The 23,391-nt window shown below is 61.1% G+C and carries 24 protein-coding genes and 1 pseudogene; 11 read left to right on the top strand and 14 right to left on the bottom strand.

The genetic code is table 11. The features are described from left to right. Window position 1: 1 nt before the first annotated feature. The 9 genes from HZY77_RS00605 to HZY77_RS00570 form a co-directional block, all read right to left on the bottom strand. A complete protein-coding gene (locus HZY77_RS00605) occupies window positions 2-283 on the bottom strand; it encodes a hypothetical protein (RefSeq protein WP_296657425.1) in 282 nt (93 codons plus the stop codon). 59 nt (window positions 284-342) lie between these two features. Beyond that, window positions 343-579, bottom strand: coding sequence for an SHOCT domain-containing protein (locus tag HZY77_RS00600; RefSeq protein ID WP_296817792.1), 237 nt, complete (start codon window positions 577-579; stop codon window positions 343-345). A 97-nt stretch (window positions 580-676) separates the two neighbouring features. Beyond that, the gene (locus tag HZY77_RS00595) at window positions 677-1,054 is read right to left on the bottom strand and encodes a periplasmic heavy metal sensor (RefSeq protein ID WP_296817790.1); all 378 of its coding nucleotides are present in this window, start codon (window positions 1,052-1,054) and stop codon (window positions 677-679) included. Window positions 1,055-1,097: 43 nt separating this feature from the next. Beyond that, on the bottom strand, window positions 1,098-1,412 hold the full coding sequence (locus HZY77_RS00590) for a hypothetical protein (RefSeq protein ID WP_296817788.1): 315 nt from the start codon (window positions 1,410-1,412) through the stop codon (window positions 1,098-1,100). Window positions 1,413-1,492: 80 nt separating this feature from the next. Then, window positions 1,493-2,476, bottom strand: coding sequence for a YncE family protein (locus tag HZY77_RS17690; protein ID WP_363154090.1), 984 nt, complete (start codon window positions 2,474-2,476; stop codon window positions 1,493-1,495). Next, a complete protein-coding gene (locus HZY77_RS00585) occupies window positions 2,473-2,844 on the bottom strand; it encodes a cytochrome c (protein WP_296817786.1) in 372 nt (123 codons plus the stop codon). The genes HZY77_RS17690 and HZY77_RS00585 overlap by 4 nt, the downstream gene beginning before the upstream one ends. Before the next feature lie 27 nt (window positions 2,845-2,871). Beyond that, window positions 2,872-3,099, bottom strand: a complete 228-nt coding sequence (locus HZY77_RS00580) for a thioredoxin family protein (protein ID WP_296657411.1) — start codon at window positions 3,097-3,099, stop codon at window positions 2,872-2,874. A gap of 63 nt (window positions 3,100-3,162) precedes the next feature. Beyond that, the gene (locus HZY77_RS00575) at window positions 3,163-3,609 is read right to left on the bottom strand and encodes a hypothetical protein (protein ID WP_296817783.1); all 447 of its coding nucleotides are present in this window, start codon (window positions 3,607-3,609) and stop codon (window positions 3,163-3,165) included. 28 nt (window positions 3,610-3,637) lie between these two features. Then, window positions 3,638-4,051, bottom strand: coding sequence for a DUF411 domain-containing protein (locus HZY77_RS00570; protein WP_296657474.1), 414 nt, complete (start codon window positions 4,049-4,051; stop codon window positions 3,638-3,640). A gap of 312 nt (window positions 4,052-4,363) precedes the next feature. Here HZY77_RS00570 and HZY77_RS00565 point away from each other — a divergent pair, with 312 nt between their 5' ends. The 4 genes and pseudogenes from HZY77_RS00565 (at window position 4,364) to HZY77_RS00550 (ending at window position 10,635) form a co-directional block, all read left to right on the top strand. Next, window positions 4,364-4,603 carry a hypothetical protein gene (locus HZY77_RS00565; RefSeq protein WP_296657407.1) on the top strand — a complete coding sequence of 80 codons (240 nt, stop codon included), beginning with the start codon at window positions 4,364-4,366 and terminating at the stop codon, window positions 4,601-4,603. A gap of 117 nt (window positions 4,604-4,720) precedes the next feature. After that, window positions 4,721-6,010, top strand: a complete 1,290-nt coding sequence (locus HZY77_RS00560) for a TolC family protein (RefSeq protein ID WP_296657404.1) — start codon at window positions 4,721-4,723, stop codon at window positions 6,008-6,010. After that, on the top strand, window positions 6,007-7,497 hold the full coding sequence (locus HZY77_RS00555; protein WP_296657400.1) for an efflux RND transporter periplasmic adaptor subunit: 1,491 nt from the start codon (window positions 6,007-6,009) through the stop codon (window positions 7,495-7,497). Before HZY77_RS00560 ends, HZY77_RS00555 begins: the two co-directional genes overlap by 4 nt. Beyond that, window positions 7,494-10,635 (top strand): annotated as a pseudogene (locus HZY77_RS00550) (efflux RND transporter permease subunit). Before HZY77_RS00555 ends, HZY77_RS00550 begins: the two are co-directional and overlap by 4 nt. Before the next feature lie 282 nt (window positions 10,636-10,917). Here the strand turns inward: HZY77_RS00550 and HZY77_RS00545 are convergent. The 4 genes from HZY77_RS00545 to HZY77_RS00530 form a co-directional block, all read right to left on the bottom strand. After that, window positions 10,918-11,580: a cytochrome c gene (locus HZY77_RS00545; RefSeq protein WP_296817781.1), complete on the bottom strand. Its 663-nt coding sequence runs from the start codon at window positions 11,578-11,580 to the stop codon at window positions 10,918-10,920. 218 nt (window positions 11,581-11,798) lie between these two features. Then, complete coding sequence (locus tag HZY77_RS00540) at window positions 11,799-12,161, bottom strand: copper-binding protein (protein ID WP_296657393.1); 363 nt, start codon at window positions 12,159-12,161, stop codon at window positions 11,799-11,801. A 148-nt stretch (window positions 12,162-12,309) separates the two neighbouring features. Beyond that, a complete protein-coding gene (locus tag HZY77_RS00535) occupies window positions 12,310-13,317 on the bottom strand; it encodes a copper resistance protein B (RefSeq protein WP_296817779.1) in 1,008 nt (335 codons plus the stop codon). A 30-nt stretch (window positions 13,318-13,347) separates the two neighbouring features. Continuing rightward, entirely contained in the window at window positions 13,348-15,033 is a 1,686-nt protein-coding gene (locus HZY77_RS00530) for a copper resistance system multicopper oxidase (protein WP_296817776.1), read from the bottom strand. Between the two features lie 169 nt (window positions 15,034-15,202). Here HZY77_RS00530 and HZY77_RS00525 point away from each other — a divergent pair, with 169 nt between their 5' ends. After that, window positions 15,203-15,895, top strand: coding sequence for a heavy metal response regulator transcription factor (locus HZY77_RS00525; protein ID WP_296657384.1), 693 nt, complete (start codon window positions 15,203-15,205; stop codon window positions 15,893-15,895). Further along, a complete protein-coding gene (locus HZY77_RS00520; protein WP_296817771.1) occupies window positions 15,892-17,277 on the top strand; it encodes a heavy metal sensor histidine kinase in 1,386 nt (461 codons plus the stop codon). The genes HZY77_RS00525 and HZY77_RS00520 overlap by 4 nt, the downstream gene beginning before the upstream one ends. A gap of 652 nt (window positions 17,278-17,929) precedes the next feature. On the opposite strand, the gene HZY77_RS00515 is transcribed toward HZY77_RS00520, so the two are convergent. Further along, entirely contained in the window at window positions 17,930-18,778 is an 849-nt protein-coding gene (locus tag HZY77_RS00515; RefSeq protein WP_296817769.1) for an undecaprenyl-diphosphate phosphatase, read from the bottom strand. A gap of 195 nt (window positions 18,779-18,973) precedes the next feature. Between HZY77_RS00515 and HZY77_RS00510 the strand changes: the two genes are divergently transcribed. The 5 genes from HZY77_RS00510 (at window position 18,974) to HZY77_RS00490 (ending at window position 23,383) form a co-directional block, all read left to right on the top strand. Continuing rightward, entirely contained in the window at window positions 18,974-19,393 is a 420-nt protein-coding gene (locus HZY77_RS00510; RefSeq protein ID WP_363154084.1) for a metalloregulator ArsR/SmtB family transcription factor, read from the top strand. Beyond that, window positions 19,393-21,309 (top strand): cation-translocating P-type ATPase, encoded by a 1,917-nt coding sequence (locus tag HZY77_RS00505; protein ID WP_296768662.1) that lies wholly within the window; start codon window positions 19,393-19,395, stop codon window positions 21,307-21,309. Before HZY77_RS00510 ends, HZY77_RS00505 begins: the two co-directional genes overlap by 1 nt. Before the next feature lie 32 nt (window positions 21,310-21,341). Next, window positions 21,342-21,737: a DUF302 domain-containing protein gene (locus HZY77_RS00500; protein WP_296768661.1), complete on the top strand. Its 396-nt coding sequence runs from the start codon at window positions 21,342-21,344 to the stop codon at window positions 21,735-21,737. Between the two features lie 724 nt (window positions 21,738-22,461). Next, entirely contained in the window at window positions 22,462-22,704 is a 243-nt protein-coding gene (locus tag HZY77_RS00495; protein WP_296817767.1) for an SHOCT domain-containing protein, read from the top strand. A 55-nt stretch (window positions 22,705-22,759) separates the two neighbouring features. Then, window positions 22,760-23,383, top strand: a complete 624-nt coding sequence (locus HZY77_RS00490) for a Spy/CpxP family protein refolding chaperone (RefSeq protein WP_296817764.1) — start codon at window positions 22,760-22,762, stop codon at window positions 23,381-23,383. The last annotated feature ends 8 nt before the right edge of the window (window positions 23,384-23,391 follow it).

The following is a 23,391-nucleotide window of genomic DNA, read 5'->3' as shown; positions in this document are numbered from 1 at the left end:
TTCATGGCATGCCACCGCCATACTGGCCCATCATCCATGGCCCGTATCCGCCACCTGTCCCTGGCTGCATTCCATACCCCGATCCACCCATCATTCCGGGACCCATGCCATACCAGGCTTGAGCACCGTCCGCCCGATAAGCATCGCCCCATGCGCCCATACGGCCCCAGCCATGCCACGGCCCGTAGCCCATGCCGCCGGGGCTATAGCCAAACGCGAAGAATCCCGTAATGACGACGAGAATCACCCACAAGGCGATCCAGAATCCATTCTTACGATTCATTCCTTTACTCTCCAAAACACGTTTCACAGCCGCAGCATTCATGCCCCCGGGCTTCCTCGCTACTGGCTCAAGTCGCGCTTCCTCTTCTGAAACTCCTGTTCGTCGATCTCTCCGCGCGCATAGCGTTCCTTGAGGAGATCCAGCGCTTTCTCACCACCGCTCCGGCCACCCGTCCCGAAGGATGTGGCCAGCCATTTCACCAGCACGACAATGCCGGCGATGATGAGTACCCACCACAGGATCATGAAAATCCCGCCGAATCCGAAACCGCCTGTCATGCCATAACCGCCCATCATTGGTGTTCTCCTGTACTCACATCCGACCATTTTCGGTTTTGCCGACCGCCAGTGCGACCGGCAAAACCGGGTTTCTGTTGCGCCAATTGCAATACGCTCAGTAACCCATCATGCCCCCACCAAAGCCACGGCGCATTTGCGCCTTCTGCTCTTTGGTCAAGACGGCGGCGGCTTTATTCCCGGCTTCAATTCGTGCTTCCAGCGCCTGGCGCTGCACGTCCGCGAGTTTGCCGTAGGCCTTGCCGATCGCCGCCGGGTCGCGATTCTCCGCATCGAACAAATCACCCAGCTTTTCCTGCGCTTCCCACATCTGACGCATGAGCGAGCGCTGCTTCTTCATCGATTCGGTCTGAATCTTCTCCAGTTGGGCGGTCTGCGTATCGCTCAGATCGAGCGTAGCCATCGGCCCCATTCCTCCGGCCCAGCCAGCCATCATGCCCGGCCCCATGCCATAGCCCATGCCGCCACCCATCATGCCGGGGCCATATCCGCTCATGCCCGGCCCCATGTCGCCCCCATCATGCCCATGGGGCATCCCCGCCCATCATGTTCATCATTCCGCCCATCATGCCCATGGGCCCCATGCCATAGCCCGGGCCCATGCCCCCACCCATCATCCCGGGCCCGTAGCCTCCGCCTCCCATCATGCCCATACCACCACGCGGCCCGTACCCTGGCATCGAACCGGGCATGGCGCTTCCCTGTGCCTGACCTTGCATCATCATTTGTTGATTGGGCATCGTAGGCTCCGCCGCCGAGGCGGACACTGCTGTTCCCATCAATGCGAAGGCAACGATGGAAGATGCCAGTAGGGTTTTCATGGATTTGTTCATTTACAGCTCCTGTTCATTCAACTTGCTGTTGGAAAAACGACTGAACTTCTCTGCAGGCCAGAATGCGCCCTGACTGCATATCACCTGATTACCGCAATCTGGTGACCTTCTCCGGCTGGCAACCGGATCGTGTCCGTGACGGTGAACGTCTTCTGGTCCACCACCCAGATGATTGGCGCCTTGCCGCTGGAGACATACACTTTTCCGGTTCCCGGAATCTTGTCGAGATGGTAGGGCTCAGGAGAAAGCGTCAGGACGCGCTGTTCGCCGGTTTGGGTGTCGAGGGCCACCAGCTTGTCATCCGAGCGGCTGCTGATGAAAAGCGTTTTTCCGTCGTCACCGATGTCCAAACCGTGTACTCGCTTCCCGATCTTGTAGGTCGCCTCGACTTTGCCTTCCTTGACCGACACAACGGAAACCGTACCGGCACGGTCGTTGGAGACGTAGATCGTTTTTCGTCGGGGGAAAAGACCAGATGCTCCGGCGTCGGCCCGGCTNTCAAGTGAACGAGTCACCTCCCACTTGCTGAGGTCGATCTCGCTGAGCGTTCCGTTGCCGCTGTTGCTCACATAGGCGCGTTTTCCGTCCTTCGTCACCAGCGTGTAATTCGGCGAGGGGCCGGTCTTGATGGTCTTGTAAACCTTGTTGTTGATCACGTCGACGACGCTGATTCCACCGCGCGTCGGATGCGTGGAAATCACATATTTGCCGTCAGGCGTCACGGCTTCATGGTGAGTCCAACCAGACACCGGAATCTCGGCCATGACATGGCCGTGCTCGGGATGAATCACATACAGTTTGCTGTTGGGCGTATCCGATGGCGCGCCTGCGGGGACCGGGGTCTCCTTCAGGCTTCCCGCCACCAGATAGTCGCCGTCGGGCGTCGCCACCAGCCCATGCGGATTCTCCACCCCGGAATAGCTGCGGATGATCTTGTCGTTTGCCGCATCAACGGCGATCACTTGATTGGCCGAGCCTAATGGAATGTAGGCAGTCGGCGCGGCCATGGCGAATGTCCCGCAACCAAGACACAGCAGCGCCAGAACAAGTTTCTTTGCGTTCATTGGGTCTTTCTCCTTGTTTGCGGGTCTTGCTGAAACTCATTACGCATGTACTTCAGGACGGCCTTCAAATCCGCGTCGGTCAAGGCGGGATTACCGCCCTTTGGAGGCATGACCATGGATGAGCCGGGCGTCTGGAAACCGTCAGCCATCCGCCCGAGAAGGATTGCATCGTCTTGCGATAGAAGCCCGGTTTTTCCGGTCAAGTCCGGGACGCCTGGGAGACCTCCGGTCCCATCGCTGCCATGGCAGGCGATGCACGTTCCGTTGTAGACCAGTTGACCATGGTGAAGATCGCTGGCGGTTGCTGAAAGACTGACAAGTGCTGCGCAAATCAGACAGTGGCGGACCTTATCCATGGAATCTCGCATCGCCCAGCCTCCTTGGTGATCGACCGATCAGACCCTGTTGAAGAATTGCCGTAATTCAAGTGGTGTGGGTTGCCCCCGAAAAACGACCTCGTCGTTCACGAGGAGGTTCGGCGAATGTCGAATGCTGTGGGTTACGACCACGCCAGGGTGCTCCTCGACAAACAGCACCTCGAATGGAATGCCCAGCTCATCGAGTTCGTGCTGCAAACTCAGGCGGTGACTGCAACTCTTGGTCGCAACAATCTTGACGTCCATGAAAATCTCCTCCTTCATGCAAACTTCGAGCTGAACACGCCGAATTTCTCGATACCGAGCCCGTCAATGCTTGACTGGCGCCTCGCCGCGAAACCTGCGCTGGACCTGCAGGGCAGTGAGGCCGTCTTGTCGTCCTTGCTCGTTGTAAAGCACGTCGATGACCACCCCNTTGCTGTCGAACTCCAGGGTATAGGTGCGCACACCATTCCCCGGCTCGGTTTCATAGACGGTGTGCTTTTGCTTTGTCGGGTGCTCGTAAGTCCGGGCGTCTTTGATCCCCACCTCGTACACCCAGCCTTCCTTGCCGTTGGGCAGGATCACGGTATGGATCGCCTTGCCGTGGTGGCTGAAGGCAGCCTGTTTGGTGATGAGGCCAAGTGGATAGGCCCGCAGTACCGTCTCGGGATCCGACTGAACGGTGAAGCTTGGGGGCATGGATAGCTGCCCGGCCATGGCGGTGGTCACCATCGCCACGGTCGATGTCAGCAGCATGTTCAGGACAGGTTTCACGATCGATCTCCTGCATGTCACGGCGGGTTCAGTAACGGGTATAGGTCTGGGTGGTGCCATCCAGGTTTACGAGCAGAACGTCGTAGTGATCCTTGCGGTTGCCCTGCTCCATGCCAGGCGAACCCATGGGCATGGCGGGCACCACCAAGCCGCGGGCCGTGGGCTTTTCTTTCAGCAGGCGCCTGACGTCCCTGGCCGGTACGTGGCCTTCCACCAGATAGCCGTTGACCTCGGCAGTGTGGCAAGAACCGTAGCCATACGGCACGCCGAGCCGGTATTTCTGCTGCACTACGTCGTTGGTGTCGTGGCTGCGTACGGTGAATCCGTTGGCTCTCATGTGGTCCACCCATTTGCCGCAACAGCCGCACGAGGGGCTCTTGTAAACATCCACTATGGGGGCCTCGGAGGCAGCCAGCGCCGAGGTCGCGAAGCTCCCGATCAGAAGGAATTGGAGAAATGCAGTCTTCACACGGACCCCTTGCCTGAGAATGACTGCAGTATGGAAGACGGTTGCCTACACCAGCCTGACTTACGGATTACAAATTTGTCACCCTCGCGTCATGTCGCATGGCTTAATAATAGATTCTTACCAACGGACCAAATATTGCTTGCGTGGCAGAGCGGTTCACATTAGATTTCAGCCATGCGCCTAATTCGGACATTTCTATTCATTTTGCTTTCTGTTGCGCTTCCCATTCAGGGATACGCGAACTTGGCGCTTCCCAAGAGGCATTGTCCGATGGAGTCCGCCACGATGAATATGACGGATGCGGGTGCAATGCACGATTGCTGCAACGACGCAAAAACCGCTGCAAAAACCGGTAAGCCCTGCAAGCCTGCCCAACCCTGCCAATCGATGGGACAGTTTTTCCCGATTATGGAACAGGGAGTTTTACCCCAGAACCCAGCGTCTTCCGTTCGTTTCCCGCGCTTTGCGGACATCACGTTTTCCTTTGATCCTGCCGCCACCTGGCGGCCACCCACCCAACTCTGATTTCTTGTGCCGAGTGCTGCGCTGCGTCTGTTTGATCAGACGTCAGTGCGGATATCTGGCGCCATCAAGCCTGATTTGGCCTGCTTGATGTGCGCTGTCGCGTAAGGAGTTGGAAACATGCGTATTTCCCAATCAGCCGACCGCTTGAGTCGGTTCCCGTTGTGCTGCGTGACTACGCTGCTGGGGCTGGCGAGCCTCGTCAGCACGGCGTTCGCCGAGCCGCTCTCTTTCAATGCCGCACTGGCGTTGGCCGTGCGGGAAACACCCACGCTCCGGGCAGAATCAGCGCAGGTCGATGCTGCCCGGCAAGCGGCCATTCCAGCTGGCGAGTTGCCCGATCCCAAACTGACCTTGGGGCTCGATAACGTACCCGTCGAGGGCGTTGATCGTTTCAGCCTGTCCAGCGAACCGATGACCATGCAACGCATCGGCGTCATGCAGGAATTTCCCAATAATGCCAAGCGCGGCGCACGCGTTGAAGTTGCGCGTGGGCGGATTGCGCTGAGCGAAGCGCAAATCCGCATTACCCGCCTCACCGTGTTGCGGGAAACGGCGGCAGCATGGATTGCGCGCGATACGGTCGAACACCAGCTCGCGTTCATCGATGGGCTGTACGGCGAGAACCGCCTGTTCGATGCTGCGGTGCGTGCACGCATAGCCGGGGGCAAGGGCAGTGCGATGGAGGCAGTGTCTGCGCGCCAGGAGGCTGCAATGATCGACGCGCGGCGAGATGAACTCGTCGCGCGCCGCCAGCAATCCATCGCTGCGCTCAAACGCTGGGTAGGCCCACGCGCGGATGCGCCACTGGAGGGCGCCGCGCCCGACTGGCCAATCGCCCATGATGCGCTGGCCCATGCGCTGCACCGGCATCCGGAACTGGCGATATTTGATCCCAAGGCACAAGTGCTGGACGCCGAAGTAGCCGAAGCTCGCGCGGACAAGAAGCCGGACTGGGCGCTGGAGCTGGCGTACCAGAAGCGCGGCGCGCAATTCGGCGACATGGCCACTGTGCAGGTGAGTTTTGATCTGCCGGTGTTTGCCGCCACCCGGCAGGACCCGAAAATTGCTGCCAGGCTTGCCGAACGAGAAGGACTCGACGCCGAACGCGAAGCGGTGATGCGCGAACATGCGTCGATGCTGGAAGCGGATTTTGCCGAGTACCAGCGCCTCGACAAGGCCGTCAGGCGACAGCGCGAGGTGTTGCTGCCGCTGGCCGGCGAGAAAGTGAATCTGGCTTTGGCTGACTGGCGCGGTGGCAAAGGCGAACTCGTCAATCTGGTGATGGCGCGGCGCGAACGCATTGATGCCGAACTCATGGCCATCGCGCTCGAAGGCGAGCGCAAGGAGGTGGCTGCCCGCCTTCATTACGCCTATGGCGAACCCACTTTGTCCGGAGAAAAACAATGAGCCGCCAAACGATTAATAAAACAGCGCTGGTTCTCTTCACCGTGATTGCGCTGCTCGCCGTTGGCGCGGCGGCTGGCTTGTGGTGGGAAAGAAACCATGTGCCGGCGGACGAGAAGGTTATGCCTGCCACCGCAGCGAAAGACGGCCGCAGCGTGCTGTACTGGTACGACCCGATGGTTCCCACGCAAAAATTCGACAAGCCCGGCAAGTCGCCCTTCATGGACATGCAACTAGTGCCGAAATATGCCGACGAAGGCGGCGATGCCTCGACCGTGAAGATCGATCCGGGTGTGGCGCAGAACCTTGGCGTTCGCCTGGCCACGGTCACGCGCGCCCCGCTGGATTTGAACGTGGTGGCGACCGGAATTGTCAACTTCAACGAGCGCGATATTGCCATCGTGCAAGCGCGCACAGGTGGATTCGTGGAACGCGTGGCCAGACTGGCACCCAATGATGTGGTCGGATCCGGTGCCTTCATCGCCGAACTGCTGGTGCCGGAATGGGCTGCGTTGCAACAGGAGTATCTGGCGCTCAAGGCCGTGGGCGACGCGCCGCTGGAAGATGCGGCGCGCGAGCGAATGCTGCTGGGCGGCATGCCCGAAAGTCTGATACGGGCAGTGGTTCAAACCGGCAAGGTCAGAAATCGCATATCGATCACCGCCCCGCGTGCCGGCGTGATCCAGACGCTCGACGTGCGCCCCGGCATGACGCTGATGGCGGGACAGACGCTGGCACGCGTCAACGGCATCAGCACGGTGTGGCTCGATGTGTCGGTGCCGGAAGCCCAGGCCGGGGCCGTTCTGATCGGGCAATCCGCCGAAGCAAAATTTGCCGCCTTTCCGGGCAAGCCGGTACAGGGTCGTGTCACTGCGTTATTGCCGACATTGAACGATGCCGCGCGTGCGCTCAGGGTTCGGGTTGAACTACCCAACAAGGACGGACGCCTGCGGCCGGGCTTGACGGCCCAGGTCAGCCTCAAAGGAGCGGTCGGCGAATCGGCGCTGCTAGTGCCGACCGAAGCGGTGATCCGCACCGGACGCCGCGCGCTGGTCATCGTGGCCGAAGCAGAAGGACGCTATCGCCCGGTCGAGGTCGTCCTTGGCCCCGAGTCCGGTACCGACACGGTGATTGTGTCCGGTCTCGGCGAAGGCCAGAAAATCGTCGCCAGCGGCCAGTTTCTGATTGATTCAGAAGCGAGTCTGCAGGGGATTATCTCAAGCACTTCCGAGTCGGCCGAAGCGATGCCGGCACCGGTTGCGCTACACGAAGCCGATGCCGTCATCAAGGAATTGTCCGGCACGAGCGTGACGCTCGCGCACGGCCCCTTCAAGACGCTATCGATGCCCGGCATGACCATGGCGTTCCCGCTTGCCAATCCCCAACTCGCCAAGGGTCTGAAGGTGGGGGATCGGGTGCGCGTCGGCGTGCGCCAGACCGACGACGGGCTGGTCGTCGAACGCATCGAGCGGGCAGGAGGCGGGCAATGATCGCCAAGCTGATTCGCTGGTCGGTTGCCAATCGCATTCTGGTGCTGCTGGGCACGCTGTTCCTCACCGCCTGGGGAATCTGGTCGGTCAAGACGACGCCGGTCGATGCCTTGCCCGATCTCTCCGACGTGCAGGNTCATCATCCGCACCAGTTATCCCGGCCAGGCGCCGCAGATCGTGGAGAACCAGGTCACCTACCCGCTGGCCACCACCATGCTGTCGGTGCCGGGAGCCAAGACGGTGCGCGGTTTCTCCTTCTTCGGCGACAGCTTCGTCTATGTGCTGTTCGAGGACGGTACCGACCTGTACTGGGCGCGTTCGCGCGTGCTGGAATACCTCAACCAGATCCAGTCGCGCTTGCCGGCCACGGCCCGCTCGAGCCTGGGCCCGGACGCCACCGGCGTGGGGTGGATCTACGAATACGCGCTCGTCGACAAGACCGGGCGCCATGATCTGGCACAGCTGCGCGCCTTGCAGGACTGGTTCCTGAAATTCGAGCTCAAGGCCCTGCCGAACGTGGCCGAAGTGGCCACGGTGGGCGGCATGGTCAAGCAGTATCAGGTCGTGCTCGATCCGGTGAAGCTTGCCGCCTTCGGCATCACGCAAGCCGAAGTAAAGGACGCCATCGGCAAGGCGAATCAGGAGAGCGGCGGGTCGGTGCTGACGCTCGGCGAAGCCGAGCTGATGGTGCGCGCCAGCGGCTACCTCAAATCGCTCGCCGACTTCCGGGCCATCCCGCTCAGGCTGGCGAACGGCGTGCCGGTCCTGCTCGGCGACGTGGCGACCATCCAACTGGGGCCGGAAATGCGGCGCGGCATCGCGGAGCTGGATGGCCAGGGCGAAACGGTGGGCGGCGTGGTCATTCTGCGCAGCGGCAAGAATGCGCGCGAAACCCTCGCGGCGGTGCACGCCAAGCTGGAACAGCTCAAGGCCAGCCTGCCGAAGGGCGTGGAAATCGTCACGACCTACGACCGCAGCAAGCTGATCGACCGCGCGGTGGAAAACCTCAGCCACAAACTCATCGAAGAATTCATCGTCGTCGCGCTGGTATGCGCGCTGTTCCTGTGGCATGTGCGCTCGTCGCTGGTGGCCATCGTCTCGTTGCCGCTGGGCGTGCTGACGGCGTTCATCGCCATGCGCTACCAGGGCGTGAACGCGAACATCATGTCGCTGGGCGGCATCGCGATCGCCATCGGCGCGATGGTGGATGCGGCCATCGTCATGATCGAAAACGCCCACAAGCATGTCGAGGCGTGGAAGCGAGAACATCCCGGCCAGTCTCTCCAGGGCGAAGCGCACTGGCGGGTCATGACCGAGTCCGCCGTCGAGGTCGGCCCCGCACTGTTCTTCTCGCTTCTGATCATCACCATTTCCTTCGTGCCGGTGTTCATGCTGGAAGCGCAGGAGGGCCGGCTGTTCGGTCCCCTCGCGATCACCAAGACCTATTCCATGGCCGCGGCCGCTGGTTTGTCGGTGACGCTGATTCCCGTGCTGATGGGTTACTGGATACGCGGCAAGGTCCCGGATGAAGCGCGTAATCCGCTCAATCGCTGGCTCATCGGCGCCTATCGGCCGCTGCTGGATGCGGTGCTGGCGCGGCCGAAGACGACGCTCGCGGTGGCCGCGTTGCTGTTCATCACCGCGGCGTGGCCGATCAGCCGGCTCGGCGGCGAATTTCTGCCGCCGCTGGACGAAGGCGATCTGCTCTATATGCCGTCGGCATTGCCGGGGCTGTCGGCGCAGAAAGCCAGCGAACTGTTGCAGCAGACGGACCGCCTGATCAAGACCGTGCCCGAAGTGGCGCATGTCTTCGGCAAGGCCGGCCGCGCCGAAACCGCCACCGACCCGGCGCCGCTGGAGATGTTCGAGACCACGATCCAGTTCAAGCCGCGCGATCAATGGCGGCCGGGCATGACCCCGGACAAGCTGGTCGAGGAACTGGATCGCGCGGTCAAGGTGCCCGGGCTCGCCAACATCTGGATTCCGCCCATCCGCAACCGCATCGACATGCTCGCCACCGGCATCAAGAGCCCGATCGGCGTCAAGATCTCGGGCAGCAATCTGGCGGACATCGACCGTATCGCGCAGCAGGTCGAACAGGTTGCCAAGACGGTACCCGGCGTCTCATCCGCGCTGGCCGAGCGGCTCACCGGCGGCCGCTACGTCGATGTCGATATCGATCGCGCTGCGGCCGCCCGCTACGGCCTCAACATCGCCGACGTGCAAGCGGTCGTGTCCGGGCTCGTCGGCGGCGAGAACATCGGCGAGACGGTCGAGGGGCTGGCGCGCTACCCCATCAACCTGCGTTACCCGCGCGAATGGCGCGATACCGTCGAGCGGCTGTCGCAGCTCCCGATCGTGACCCCGCTGGGCAGCCAGATCACGCTGGGCATGGTGGCGCGGGTCGCAGTGTCGGATGGCCCGCCCATGCTCAAGAGCGAGAACGCCCGCCCCTCGGGCTGGGTGTATGTGGATGTGCGCGGCCGCGACCTGGCTTCGGTGGTGGCGGACCTGCGTGCCGCCGTGGCGCGCGCGGTCAAGCTCGAACCCGGCATGAGCCTGGCCTATTCGGGGCAGTTTGAGTTCATGGAACGGGCCAATGCGCGGCTGGAGCTGGTCGTGCCGGCCACGCTGCTCATCATCTTCGTGCTGCTGTATCTCACCTTCAGGCGCTTCGACGAAGCCTTGCTCATCATGGTCACGCTGCCCTTCGCGCTCACCGGCGGGGTGTGGTTCCTGTACCTGCTCGGCTACAACCTGTCGGTCGCCACCGGCGTCGGGTTCATTGCGCTGGCCGGCGTATCGGCCGAGTTCGGCGTGATCATGCTGCTGTACCTGAAGCAGGCCTGGCACAGGCGAATCACCGACGGCAACGAGACCGAGGCGACCCTGATCGACGCCATCCGCGAGNGGGCTGTCCTGCGCGTGCGGCCCAAGGCCATGACGGTGGCGGTCATCATTGCCGGCCTCATGCCAATTTTGATGGGCAGCGGCACCGGCAGCGAAATCATGAGCCGCATCGCCGCGCCCATGGTGGGCGGCATGATTACTGCGCCACTGCTGTCCCTTTTCGTGATTCCGGCTGCGTACCGGCTGATGCGGCGCCGCAACTTTGCGAACAAATCTGTATTTCCTTAGCGTGCCCCTGAAAAAGTCCGTAATCGTCATTCCGGCGTACGCCGGAATCCAGTCAAATCAAACAACTGGAACCCGGCCTTCACCCATAAAGGGTAGGCAGTGGTTGTAAACAGCTAAAGCTGTAACAACCACGCACCGCCGGGGTGACGACTTATTCAGGGCTTCCTTAGGGAGACGCTGATTTATTCGGTTATCGCGAGGAGCGAAGTGACGTGGCGATCCAGAGGCCATTGATTAGTGCTTAGAACGTGTTGCCGTGGCCGCGATTCTGAATATTCAGAATCAGTGTTCGTGACTGGCAGCATGTGCGTGTTCATGGCTGTCTTCATTTCCCGCCGATGGAATGTGCGCGCTATCAACGTGCCTGTCTTCCGCAGGAGACAGCCCGCCATGCGAATGGCCTTCACTCGACTCAACTAGCGCAACATATTGCTCTGCTGAGAGCGTGGGCATTTTCTGAATGAAAGCCACTATGTCCCAGACAGCTTCGTCCTCGATCCCGCCCTTGGACCAGGCCGGCATACCGGATGCCTTGATGCCGTGTTTGATGATCCAGAAGTGGCGCGCGGCCATATCTGCAGCCCCCTCGTCTTCATGGCGTGTCAGGTCGGGAGGTTGCGGATACAAACCCATTCGAATTTCAGAATCGGCCTTACCAGGCGCTAGATGGCACTCCGCACACATGGCAGCGTAATTTCCCGCTCCACGGCGAACGCGCTCCGTGTCGGCCAGGTTACCAGGTACCGCAAGATCACGCGCATGGCGATCGATGGAGCGTTCGCGTGCCGTCTCGATCATGTGATACACGAACCGGCTGTGCGGCCTATCAGCCGCCACATCGAACAAGCCGGAATAAACGGCCGCAGCGCCGAGTGCTACGCCAATCGCCAGCGTGGTCAGCGCCCCCATCAAAAACGTTTCATCTGGTTTCTCCTCTGAAACCACGTAAAAACCGCCGAAAATGGGTTCATCGGCGGGGACAACTCGCTGTATACACCTCGAAGGAGAATTTAGCCTGTGTCCATCCCCGTCGTATCTCGCTTGCCGGGATAGTCAATCGAACTAGAAACGCACGCGGGCAACCCGGCACGTCACGCCCGTCCTCTCGCCGTCGGCGCGAGCCAGATCGGCCGCGGCCAAACAACGGGTTCGGCGACGTCCACTCACTTGGCCATCTTTTCCATGCGTGTGATTTCCAGTCCCGTAGCGCCCTTCTCCAGCTCGAAGCGCACCTTGTCGCCGGCGGCGATGCCCTCCAGCACCGCCTTGTCCTTGACGCGGAAGAACATGGTCATCGGTGGCCAGTCCAGCGCCGGAATGGCCTCATGGCTGATCTTGACCTTGCCCTGTTCCGGACGGGTCTGCTGCACCACGCCAATAGCGGACACGGTCGATGTCTCCGCGGTGTCTGCAGCGGCGAGATGGATGGGCGCAACCGCGCCGTCCGGTACGGCATGCGCGATTCCCACCACGCCCGTTCCAACAATTCCGAACAGGCCTAACCCAAGTATGCTTTTCTTGATCATGATTGTGTTTCCTCTTTATGTTGCGTTGCTGAAACCGGCTCGCGCATTACCTCACGTTTACCTCGATACTGCCCTTGATGCCTGGCCACATAATGACCGGGCATCAAGCAAGCAAATTCCCGTGCCGGCCCGGGTGAACAATCGAAAGTCAAAACCAGAAGCGCAGTCCCGCGACAAGCTGCGTATTCTGGGTGTCTTCACCTGCGGCACGTACGAAATCCGCCGTCCCNCCGAACTTACGCGCCCATTCGACTCCGACATAGGGAGCAATCTGACGCGTGAATTCATAACGCAGACGCAGTCCGGCGGTGGCGTCGGAGAGGCCACTACCGATCTCTCTCGCCGTGTCCTGCTTTCCATACAGATTCATTTCGACGCGCGGCTGCAAGATGAGCTTTTGCGTCAGCAGCAGTTCATACTCCGCGCCCAAGCGCAGCGAAGTCCGTCCGCCGTTTCCCGCATAGGCGGTTGCATCGACGTTGAACCAGTAGGGCGCCAGCCCCTGAATGCCGAACGCCAGCCAGCCACGGTCCGGCCCCACACCACTGTCCCAGCGCGCGCCGAGTTGCGTATCCCAGAACGTGGCCACCGCATGCCCCCAGAGCGCTTCGGTGCGGGCATCCTGCAGACGGCCCCGCGCTACGTCGCCCTCGGCCTTGAGCACCAGGCGATCGTAATCGCGGCCAAACCAGGCCTGCGCGTCATAGGCCGTTGAGTCGCCATTGTCGGTATAGACACGCTCCAGTCGATCGATCAGCAATGCGCCGAAGTTGTGTTCATCAGCCATGCGCAGCTCACGCGGGCCAGGACGTGCATAGGGCCCCGACTCAAGCGTATAGCCGCCGGAATAGGCGTGCGGGTCGCGTGCGTCGACTGGCGCCGGGCCACCCTGCATGTCCATCGAACCGGAGTCCATACTGCCGCCGGAACTCATATTGCTCATGTCCTGCCCCATGTCCTGCGCCGGGCCCGACATGTCGCCCTGCCCCATTCCCGTCATGGTGCCGTGATCCATCTTGCCCTGGGCCATGCCTGGCATCGCCTCCGTCCCTCCGGCTGCCATTCCCTGGGCTCCCGGGTCTTGTGCCCAGGCGGGCGAGATCCCCAATGCCAACATCGCGGCAAGGGCAATAGTCTTGATCTGCTTGTTCACCATCGTATGTCCTCTGATTTTCATTTGCCGGGCTTACGCCACCACCACTTCACGGAACATGCCGGCATCCATATGCAGGAGCAGGTGGCAATGCCAGGCCCACCGGCCCAGGGCGTCGGCGGTGACAAGGAAGCTCACGCGCTGAGCCGGCTGTACGGCAATGGTGTGCTTGCGCACCTGGAAGCGCCCGTCAGGGCTTTCCAACTCGCTCCACATGCCGTGCAGGTGCATGGGATGGGTCATCATGGTGTCGTTGACGAATACCACGCGCAGGCGCTCGTTGTGACGGAAGTGCACAGGTGTCGATCTGCCAAATTCGACTCCGTCGATCGACCACGTGTAACGCTCCATGTTGCCGGTGAGATGCAGTTCGATCTCGCGCTCGGCACCCCGCGGATCAAGGGGCCCGCCGACCGTGTGCAGGTCGGCATAGGTCAGGACGCGACGGCCGTTGTCGCGCAGGCCCACGCCCGGNTCGTCGAGGTCGGTGCGGGGCGTGTCCACGCGCATGTCCACGCTCGGGCCGTATTCAGTCCTGGCATGGTGCGCGCGCNNCACGCCAGTCATGTCGCCCATCATGTCCTCCATTTCAAGCGGCTGCGGTTTGTCCAGCGCGGGCACCGCCGCCGCCATGCCGGCACGCGGCGCCAGCGTNGCGCGCGCGTAGCCGGTACGGTCCATCGACTGGGCGAAGATCGTGTAGGCCTCATCCTTTGGCGTGACGATCACGTCGTAGGTTTCGGCCACACCGATGCGAATCTCATCCACCGTCACCGGATCGACGTCCTGGCCGTCGGCCTGGACCACAGTCATCTTGAGCCCCGGTATGCGAACGTCGAAGAAGGTCATCGCACCACTGTTGACGAAGCGCAGCCGCACTGTTTCGCCTGGACGGAACAGCCCGGTCCAGTTGCCAGCCGGAGTCGTGCCGTTCATCAGATAGGTGTAGGTATAGCCTGAGACGTCGGCGAGATCGGTCGGACTCATGCGCATCTGGTTCCACATGCGACGCTTGTCGAGCGCGGTCGACAGTCCCACCCTGGCGACGTCGCGGAAGAAGTCGACCACCGTGGGTTGGTTGAAGTTGTAGTAGTCGCTCTGCGTCTTGAGCTTGGCAAAGACCCGCATCGGGTCTTCGTCGGTCCAGTCCGACAACTGCACCACATAGTCACGATCGGCACGGATCGTCTCGCCGCCAGCCGGCTCAATGACGATGGTGCCATACAGGCCGGTCTGTTCCTGAAAACCGGAATGCGAGTGGTACCAGTAGGTGCCGGTCTGCTGCACCTTGAAGCGATAGGTGAAGGTTTCCCCTGGGGCAATGCCTTTGTAGCTGATGCCCGGCACACCGTCCATTTGAAATGGCAGGAGGATGCCGTGCCAGTGGATGGAGCTGGCAACCGGGAGCCGGTTGGTAACCCGAATGGTCACGGTATCTCCCTCCCGCCAGCGCAGCGTGGGCGCGGGAAGCGAACCATTGATGGTGGTGGCGATGCGCTGTGCGCCGGTGAAATTGACCGGCGTTTCCGCAATCGTGAGATCAAATTCCGTGCCGCCGAGTACCGGAGCGCCACCTGTCGTGGTACCGACCGTGCCTGCCCAGGCCGGCTTGATGATCGCCGGCAGGCCGAGCAGGATGCCCCCNGCAGCAAGTCCCTGAACGAATCGGCGGCGCGGCAAATCCGGAACCGACAGGTAATGTGAGGCAAGAGGTTTCATGTAGGGCTGCTCTCCATTCTGAAATAAGGTTTTGCCCATCCAGGCAATGCCCGCATATTGCAGGCACGCGCCCAACATCAAACTGACAGATAAATTACAAATCTGTAATGCGCTCCACGCAGTGTGTGAGCTGTGGCAGGATGCTTGCATCCGCCCGGACGCCCCATCCATGAAAATACTCATCGTCGAAGACGAACCCAAAACAGGTGATTACCTGAAGCAAGGCCTCACCGAGGCGGGCTTCGTTACGGATCTGGCTCGCGATGGATGGGAGGGGCTGGAACTCGCACAAATTGGCCACTACGACCTGTTGATCCTGGATGTGATGCTTCCCGGTCTCAATGGCTGGCAGGTGCTCGAAGGTGTGCGCCGCGCCGGGGTTGAAATGCCGGTGCTGTTCCTGACCGCGCGCGACCAGGTTGAGGACCGGGTCAAGGGGCTGGAATTGGGGGCCGACGATTATCTGGTGAAACCCTTTGCCTTTTCCGAACTGCTGGCCCGGGTACGCAGCCTGGTACGACGGGGACATTCCAGCCTGGAATCCACCGTCCTCAAGGCGGCCGATTTGGAACTGGATTTGCTGCGACGGCGCGCCATGCGGGCAGGCAACAAGATCGAACTCACGGCCAAGGAATTTGCTTTGCTCGAATTGTTCCTGCGCCGACAGGGTGAGGTGTTGCCGCGCAGCCTGATTGCGTCACAGGTCTGGGATATGAACTTTGACTCCGACACCAATGTGATCGATGTCGCTGTGCGCCGGCTGCGTGTCAAGATCGACGAGGGTTTCGATCACAAGCTCATCCATACCGTGCGCGGGATGGGCTACGTGCTGGAGCCTCCCCAGGAAGGCAACACCGCATGAAAACCTTGTCACTGACCACGCGTATCAGCCTGCTTNTTGCCGCTGCAGCCTCCCTGGTATTGTTGACAACAGGGTTCTTCTTGACGCAAGTGGTGGAACGCCATCTCAAGGAAGAGGATCGGGTCGAACTCACGGGCAAGCTGGAACTCATCCAGAATTTGTTCAAACATGCCTATAGCCAGAAGCGCTTAGACCTACTGCCTCGGCAACTGGACGACGCGTTGGTCGGACACNCGGGTCTTGCGGTGGTCGTGACGGATGCGGCGGGAGGAATCTGGTTCGCTACGTCGGGGACTGATTTCCCGCGCCCGCTGTTGCAAGACTGCCAAATCCAGTCCAAAGGCTGTGCGCCAGGCGCTCTGCAGGAATGGGCACAGGCGNGGAGAAGTTTCCGCAGCATGGCTGTGACGATCAGCGCTGGCGGCGACACGCACTACACCGTGGTCGTGGCGCAGGACATCGAGCACCATGAGCGCTTCATGAACAAGTTCAAGTCGGTCTTGGCCATTGCCATCACCCTGGCCACTTTCGCCACAGCCGGCCTGGGCTGGATAGCCACCCGATGGGGACTTGCCCCCTTGCGCGAGGTCACCGACATGGTGGCGGGCGTTTCCGCCGAGCGCCTGTCGGATCGTCTGCCGACTACAGGCTTGCCTACTGAACTCAAGCCTCTTGCGACCGCGTTTAACGCCATGCTGACTCGCCTGGATGACTCCTTCCGACGCCTCAGCGAGTTTTCTGCCAACATCGCACACGAACTGCNNACCCCCATCTCTAATCTGATGACCCAGACACAGGTGGCACTCTCCAGCGCACGCGGCAAGGATGAGTACAAGGAAATTCTTTATTCCAGCCTGGAGGAATATGAACGCATGGCCCAGATGGTCGGCGACATGCTCTACCTTGCCCAGACCGACAACCGCCTTATCAAACCGGGCGTGGAAAAGGTAAATCTGGCCAATGAGACACAGGACCTGTTTGACTATTTCGAGGCTTGGGCAGAAGAACGCGCTGTTTCGCTGACCCAGACAGGGTCTGCTACCGCCTCCGGCGATCGGCTGATGTTACGACGCGCGCTCAGTAACCTAATATCGAACGCCATACGGCACACTCCGCCCGGGCAAACCATGCGGGTGTTCTTACAAAGCGACGCGGATAAAGCCATCTTATCCGTCGAGAACCCCGGCACGAAAATCCCGGAAGAGCACCTGCCAAGACTGTTCGACCGCTTCTACCGCGTCGACCCTTCGCGTCAACGCAAGGGCGATGGCGCCGGCCTGGGCCTGGCAATTGTCAAATCCATCGTTAGCGCGCATGGCGGCTCAATTTCCGTCACCTCCACCAACGAAGCGACGCGGTTTCGTATCACTTTACCTACGTGATGGAACGATGCAAATGTCCGCTTCTTGTCAGAGGACCATTAGGCCACATTTCACAAAGCGGACATCGGCTATCCGTTTATGGTTACAAGACGGCAATTTCAGAACGCTTTCTGGGCGCGGCCTTGCGCCAACTGACGGCGAGGAACGCTTGGCATAATTTCGCTTGTGATCTGAACTGCGATGTCACGCACAGCGGTCGGTTATGAGCCGCATCACTCTGCAGCAGATCTTGGTGTATCCCCGGCCATACTGACCTGCCGGTGTGAAGTCCTATCCTTTTGCTTTGTGAACGCCAGCCAAGCTCCATCGTTATCGTCCACCTTGCTCGTAGTGTCCAACCTTATAGCTTGGTGATTATGCAAAGTTCACAATGGACTACTCCATCCTCTGCGCATCGGCGTTTCCAGTTCGTTATCACATTTCACTTTGCATAATCGGCCCTAGCTGTCGGTGGCATCATGCTGTAATCGGGTCTGCTTCGCAGTCGTACACCAGCCGTTGACCAGGAATCCAGCTGTGCGGCTGACCAGTTCGACACCCTCCAGATCACTGTTAGTTTATTGGGCTGGCGGCTGCCCTACCTCGAACCAAGAAGGTTGTTCTTACTGGGTTGAGTTTCGTTTGATGGCCGCATCAGAATCGCTGGCAAGATTTACCCCACCCAAAGCACCGCCAGNGAGGCCAACAGGCAGTAGGCGCCAAANAANTGCCAACGGCCCTGTTCCAGCCAGCGCGACAGCCAGCGTAGCGCCACCAATCCCGCCAGGAAGCTCAATACCATGCCGATCAAACTCGGGCCAACGAGTTGCATGAGCCCGCCTGCATGCACGGCCATGGCAGCGCCCTGCGCCTGGTAAAGTCGATACGCTTCCTTGACGATCACTGCGGGGGTCAGCACCACCGCCAGCGCGAAACTGAACTCTTCTGCTCGTCGGCGGCCTACGCCCAAGGCGAAGCCGGTCGAGATGGTGGCGCCCGAACGGGAGAAGCCCCGAAACGGCAGACACAGGCCCTGCACTGCGCCGATCCATGCCGCGCTGCGCAGCGACAAATCATCATTGTCCGTGCGCTCGGGGAAACGCGACGATACGATGATCAGCACACCGGCTGCGGCCAGCGCGGCAGCCATCAACCTGGCGTTGCCAAACAGATGTTCAATTTCAAATCCGGGCACGTTGCCAGCGACCACGTGCTTGATCAGTTGCAGCAGGGCCAGTCCCACTGCACCGGTCGCTATCGTCGCGACCACTACACGAAGCGCGTTGGTGCGAAATGCCTGGGCTGAAGAAAAGTAAGTGGTATGCCAGGACTTCCAGAAGTAGACGATGACCGCGAACATCGTGCCGGTATGCAGCATCACCAGCAACAGCGTCATCTCTGGCACGGTGGGGTCCAGCCCCATCAACTTCTCGGCCACGATCACATGAGCCGAACTCGAGACCGGCAAGAGTTCTGCCGCACCCTGAACAATGGCGAGGATCAATATCTGTAGTAAGTCCATACAGGGGATTCCTAATGATTGAGTGGGGTGTATCGGCCGTTGATCGATGGGATACCCCGAATTCTTGTTGCCTTAGTTGTCGCCACTGGTTCGAACGGAAGACCACATGGGTGGACGTGTTCGCAGTACTCGTAAGCGCCGGTTATAAGTCGATCGTTCACAGTATCTAAATCCTATTTTGAACTGTATGCATACATGCATTATCATGCATCTATGCATACAGTTCAGGTAAAACCCCAGGAAATATTTCAGGCACTCGCCGATCCGACCAGAGTCCGGATCGTCCGGCTATTGGCCGAGACAGACGAGGAGGCCTGCCTTTGCGAATTGGTGGATAGTCTCCTGGAGCCCCAGTACAAGCTCTCGCGCCACGTTAAGGTGCTGCGGCAGGCGGGTTTGCTGTCTGCGGTAAAGGAAGGCCGCTGGGTCTATCACCGACTGGTTGAGGGCATCCCCTATCTCGACCGCTTATATGAGGCGCTCCAGGTGCTGCCGGACGTCGATGGGGGCTTTGCTCGCGATGTCGAGCGCTTCCGCCAGCGAATGTGCCTGCGGGAAGACGGCCGCTGCCGCATCGGCATCCAGACGCCCGAACTGGCGGCGGGAGGCGAGTGATGGCGTGCTCGTGTTCCGCGTCTCTGTCTGCGCCTGGAATGGCAATGCCGCCGCCGTGGAAAAACCCGCAGGTCGTGACGTCGTCCACTGCCGGCGTTCTGCTCGCGCTGGGCTTTATTGGAGGCTACCTGGGGCTGCCCCACGCCGCCGCAGTCCTGCTATATGTGGCTGCGGTCCTTATCGGTGGTTATTACTTCGGCCGCGAGGCGCTCGAGGAACTGGTCAAGGAGCGCGAAGTCGGCATCGAACTGCTGATGTCCGTCGCGGCCCTTGTCGCCGGCGTGATGGGACAGTGGCTGGAAGCCGCCACGCTGGTTTTCCTGTATTCGATCTCCGAGGCGGCGGAGGGTTACACCGCGGAGCGCACGCGTCATGCCGTGCGCGCGCTGATGGACTTGGCGCCGAAGACCGCCTTGGTGCGCCGGGACGGCCGGGAGTCGCGCATCCCCGTCGAACAGTTACGGGTGGAAGATACCTTCATCGTCCTGCCGGGCGAGTCGGTTGCCACCGACGGCGACGTGATCGACGGCCATTCCGCGGTCAACCAGGCGCCGGTGACGGGAGAATCGGTTCCCGTGGAGAAATCCCCGGGCGGCAAGGTATTCGCGGCCAGCATCAACGGGGAAGGCGCTCTGACGGTGCGCGCGACCAAGGCGTTCGCGGACAACACCCTCTCCCGCATCATCCACCTCGTGGAAGCGGCGCAAGCCAGCAAGGGGCGCAGCCAGCGCTTCATCGAGCGCTTCGGCAAGCGCTACAGCCCCGCCGTGCTGGCAGTTGGCGTGGCTATCGCCCTCCTGCCGCCGCTCTTTGGCTTGCCCTGGGCGGAATGGCTGACCCGCGCCACCGTTTTCGTCGTGGCCGCGGCGCCCTGCGCCCTGGTGATCTCGATCCCGATCACCCTGGTCGCGGCCCTGGGCACCGCTGGCCGCAACGGCCTGCTCATCAAGGGTGGCGTCCATCTGGAGAATCTGGCACGGGTGAAGGTCGTGGCGCTCGACAAGACGGGCACGCTCACCATCGGCCGCCCGGAGGTCACTGACGTGCGCGTGTTCTGGGGGCACGGCGAGCGTGAGGTGCTGGAGACCGCCGCGGCCCTGGAATCACGCTCGCAGCATCCCTTGGCTCAGGCCATCGTGCGCCGCGCCCACGCGGCTGGCCTCGAACCGGTGCACGCCGAGGATTTCCGCTCCCTAACGGGCGCCGGTGCCCAAGGGTTAGTGGGCGGTCGGCGGTTCTACATTGGCAGCCCCAAACTATTCGCCAACCTGGCTGTTCCGCTTGCCGACGCGATGGACCAGGTTCAACGCCTGCAAAGCCAGGGCAAGACCGTGGTGATGCTCGGGACCGATTCTTCAATCCAGGCCTTGTTCGCAATCAGCGACCCGTTGCGCCCCGAGGCGGCAAGCGCCATCGCCGAACTGAAGCGCGCCGGGATCGAGCGGGTGGTGATGCTGACCGGCGACAATCCGCTTGCCGCCGCCGCCATTGCCGAACAGGTGGGTGTGGACGAGGTGCACGCCGAGCTCACTCCCGAGGACAAGACGCGCAAGGTCGCCGAACTGGAGGCCCGCTACGGCAAGGTGTTGATGGTGGGCGACGGGGTGAACGACGCACCGGCGCTCGCCGCCGCCCACGTGGGCGTCGCCATGGGGGCCGCCGGCACCGATGTCGCCCTGGAAACGGCCGATGTGGCCCTCATGAGCGACAACTTGGCGCGCCTGCCCTACCTCATCCGCTTCAGCCGCCGCACCTGGGGTGTGGTGCTGCAAAACCTGGCGCTGTCCGTGGTGGTGATCGGCTCGCTCATCGCCGGCGCGGTGAGCGGTTATTTCACCCTGCCGGTCGCGGTCCTCGCGCACGAGATCAGCGAGTTCGTGGTGATCGCAAGCGGCCTGCGCATGCTCAGGACCTGAACTGTTCTTGTTTTTCACTAAGGAGTAAACGCATGAGCACCACCCAGTACGGTTTTGGCAAGACAGTCGCCTCGTCGTTCGACGCAGCAATCGAGAAGGTCATCCAGGAACTGCAGAAGGAAGGCTTCGGCGTGCTCACGGACATCGACGTGGCGGCGACCCTGAAGAAGAAGCTCAATCAGGATATGCCGCCCTACCGAATCCTCGGCGCGTGCAATCCGCCGCTGGCGCACCGGGCGCTCGTCGCCGAGCCCTCGATCGGCCTCCTGCTGCCCTGTAACGTGGTGGTGCGCCAGGACGATGCGGGCAAGGTGCAGGTGGAATTCATGGATCCAAACGCAGTGCTGGATCTGGTGAACAAGGCGGAAGTGCATCAATTGGCCGGCGAGGTTAGGCAAAAGCTGGAGCGGGTCATGCAGGCCCTGTAAGAGTGAAGACATCATGCAGATAGGCAAAGGGGCTTCGATCCTGGCGCTGGGCGCAGCCGTTGCGGCGTGCCTGGCTGCCCCGATTGCGGCATCCGCAGGCGAGCTTGCTTCCAGCGAACCGACGATCCTGGCTGGTGGGATGGGGATGATGGGTGGAATGGGCATGCACCGGAACATGATGCAACGGATGATGNGGGGCACGCTGCCTCCGNGGATGGACCCCGCCCGCCTGCCCGAGTCCGATTCGTCAGGGGCGCGCCTGCTGCAGCAGTTCTGCATGCAATGTCACAACCTGCCGGGTCCAGGCCTGCATACCGCCTCGGAATGGCCCCAGGTGCTGGGCCGGATGAACATGCGCATGCAGATGATGGGAGGGATGATGGGCGTTGCGGCTCCCGATCCGGTGCAGTTGGAGATCCTGCTGGGATATTTGCAGAGGCATGCCCAGAAGCCCATCGATGCAGGCGAATTTCCGGACCTGAACACACGGGAGGGTCGGGCATTTAGCGCGACGTGCGTCCAATGCCACGCGCTGCCGGATCCGCGGCAACACATCGCGCGGGAGTGGCCGGCGGTGGTCGGCCGGATGCGCAGCAACATGACCGCGATGGGGAAAATCGTCCCGGACGAGACGACGACTAACGAGATCGTCGATNTTTTGCAGCGGCACAGCGCGGACCAAAAATAGCGTGTGCGGCGGAACCAAGCTCTGGAGATCTGCACGATGTGGGAATACGGCNATGGGTTGGGGATGGGGTGGTTCGGCATGATTCTGTTTTGGCTGGTGCCGATCCTGCTCATCGCGCTGGGGCTCAAATATNTTTTCGGGGACGGTATCCGTCGTCCGAACCCGGGCGCCCGCGATGGCAGGCAAGGAGCGCTGGACGTGCTGGAAGAACGATATGCTCGGGGAGAAATCGATCGCGAGGAATTTATCGAGAAACGCGACGACTTGAAGCGTGGCTAGGTGCCCATGCTTGCGTGGGCGTTACGTGTCACTGGATCACCGAAGGAGAAACAGCATGAAAAAGATCGTGTTGGCTGGACTAACAGTGCTTTCGCTCACGGCCCCCGCGGCTTTTGCGCAGCAAGCGCTATACCCTTGCCAGGGCTATGGGTGCGGAATGATGATGGGTCCTGGAATGATGGGTGGCTATGGCATGGGTCCTGGAATGATGGGTGGCTATGGCATGGGACCCGGAATGATGGGCGGCTATGGCATGGGTCCTGGAATGATGGGCGGCTATGGCATGGGACCCGGAATGATGGGTGGCTATGGCATGGGTCCTGGAATGATGGGTGGCTATGGATATGGAGGTCCTTATTCCGGGGGACCCGACCTGACGAAGGAGCAGGCTGAAAAGATCGACAAGATTCGCGACGATCTCGCCAAANAAGAAGCGCCCCTGATGCAGCAGATTTTCGAGGAAAGACGAAAGCTGCAGGACATGTATTCCTCCGGCGCGGACCCCGCCGCGCTCGACCAGGCGTACCGGAAAACCACCGACCTCGAGCGTCAGGTCTTCAATGCCCGGGCCGATGCGCAGAAACGGATGAACGCCGTTCTGACCAAGGAACAGCGGGAAAGGATGCAGCGCATGCAGCGCGGCTACGGTTACGGCCACGACATGTGGGATTGGGATTAAGCCAGGGC

This window comes from Thiobacillus sp. (genome assembly GCF_013693775.1).
GTDB lineage: Bacteria > Pseudomonadota > Gammaproteobacteria > Burkholderiales > Thiobacillaceae > Thiobacillus.
Note: the sequence above shows the minus strand (reverse complement) of the source record. Positions and strands in the feature narration are given on the sequence as shown.

Coding starts and splice junctions, on each gene's coding strand:
- HZY77_RS00605 (WP_296657425.1), bottom strand. CDS start 283: ATGAATCGTAAGAATGGATTCTGGATCGCCTTGTGGGTGATTCTCGTC.
- HZY77_RS00600 (WP_296817792.1), bottom strand. CDS start 579: ATGATGGGCGGTTATGGCATGACAGGCGGTTTCGGATTCGGCGGGATT.
- HZY77_RS00595 (WP_296817790.1), bottom strand. CDS start 1,054: ATGATGGGTGGCGGCATGGGCTATGGCATGGGGCCGGGCATGATGGCT.
- HZY77_RS00590 (WP_296817788.1), bottom strand. CDS start 1,412: ATGAACAAATCCATGAAAACCCTACTGGCATCTTCCATCGTTGCCTTC.
- HZY77_RS00585 (WP_296817786.1), bottom strand. CDS start 2,844: ATGCGAGATTCCATGGATAAGGTCCGCCACTGTCTGATTTGCGCAGCA.
- HZY77_RS00580 (WP_296657411.1), bottom strand. CDS start 3,099: ATGGACGTCAAGATTGTTGCGACCAAGAGTTGCAGTCACCGCCTGAGT.
- HZY77_RS00565 (WP_296657407.1), top strand. CDS start 4,364: ATGAATATGACGGATGCGGGTGCAATGCACGATTGCTGCAACGACGCA.
- HZY77_RS00560 (WP_296657404.1), top strand. CDS start 4,721: ATGCGTATTTCCCAATCAGCCGACCGCTTGAGTCGGTTCCCGTTGTGC.
- HZY77_RS00555 (WP_296657400.1), top strand. CDS start 6,007: ATGAGCCGCCAAACGATTAATAAAACAGCGCTGGTTCTCTTCACCGTG.
- HZY77_RS00540 (WP_296657393.1), bottom strand. CDS start 12,161: ATGATCAAGAAAAGCATACTTGGGTTAGGCCTGTTCGGAATTGTTGGA.
- HZY77_RS00525 (WP_296657384.1), top strand. CDS start 15,203: ATGAAAATACTCATCGTCGAAGACGAACCCAAAACAGGTGATTACCTG.
- HZY77_RS00510 (WP_363154084.1), top strand. CDS start 18,974: ATGCATTATCATGCATCTATGCATACAGTTCAGGTAAAACCCCAGGAA.
- HZY77_RS00505 (WP_296768662.1), top strand. CDS start 19,393: ATGGCGTGCTCGTGTTCCGCGTCTCTGTCTGCGCCTGGAATGGCAATG.
- HZY77_RS00500 (WP_296768661.1), top strand. CDS start 21,342: ATGAGCACCACCCAGTACGGTTTTGGCAAGACAGTCGCCTCGTCGTTC.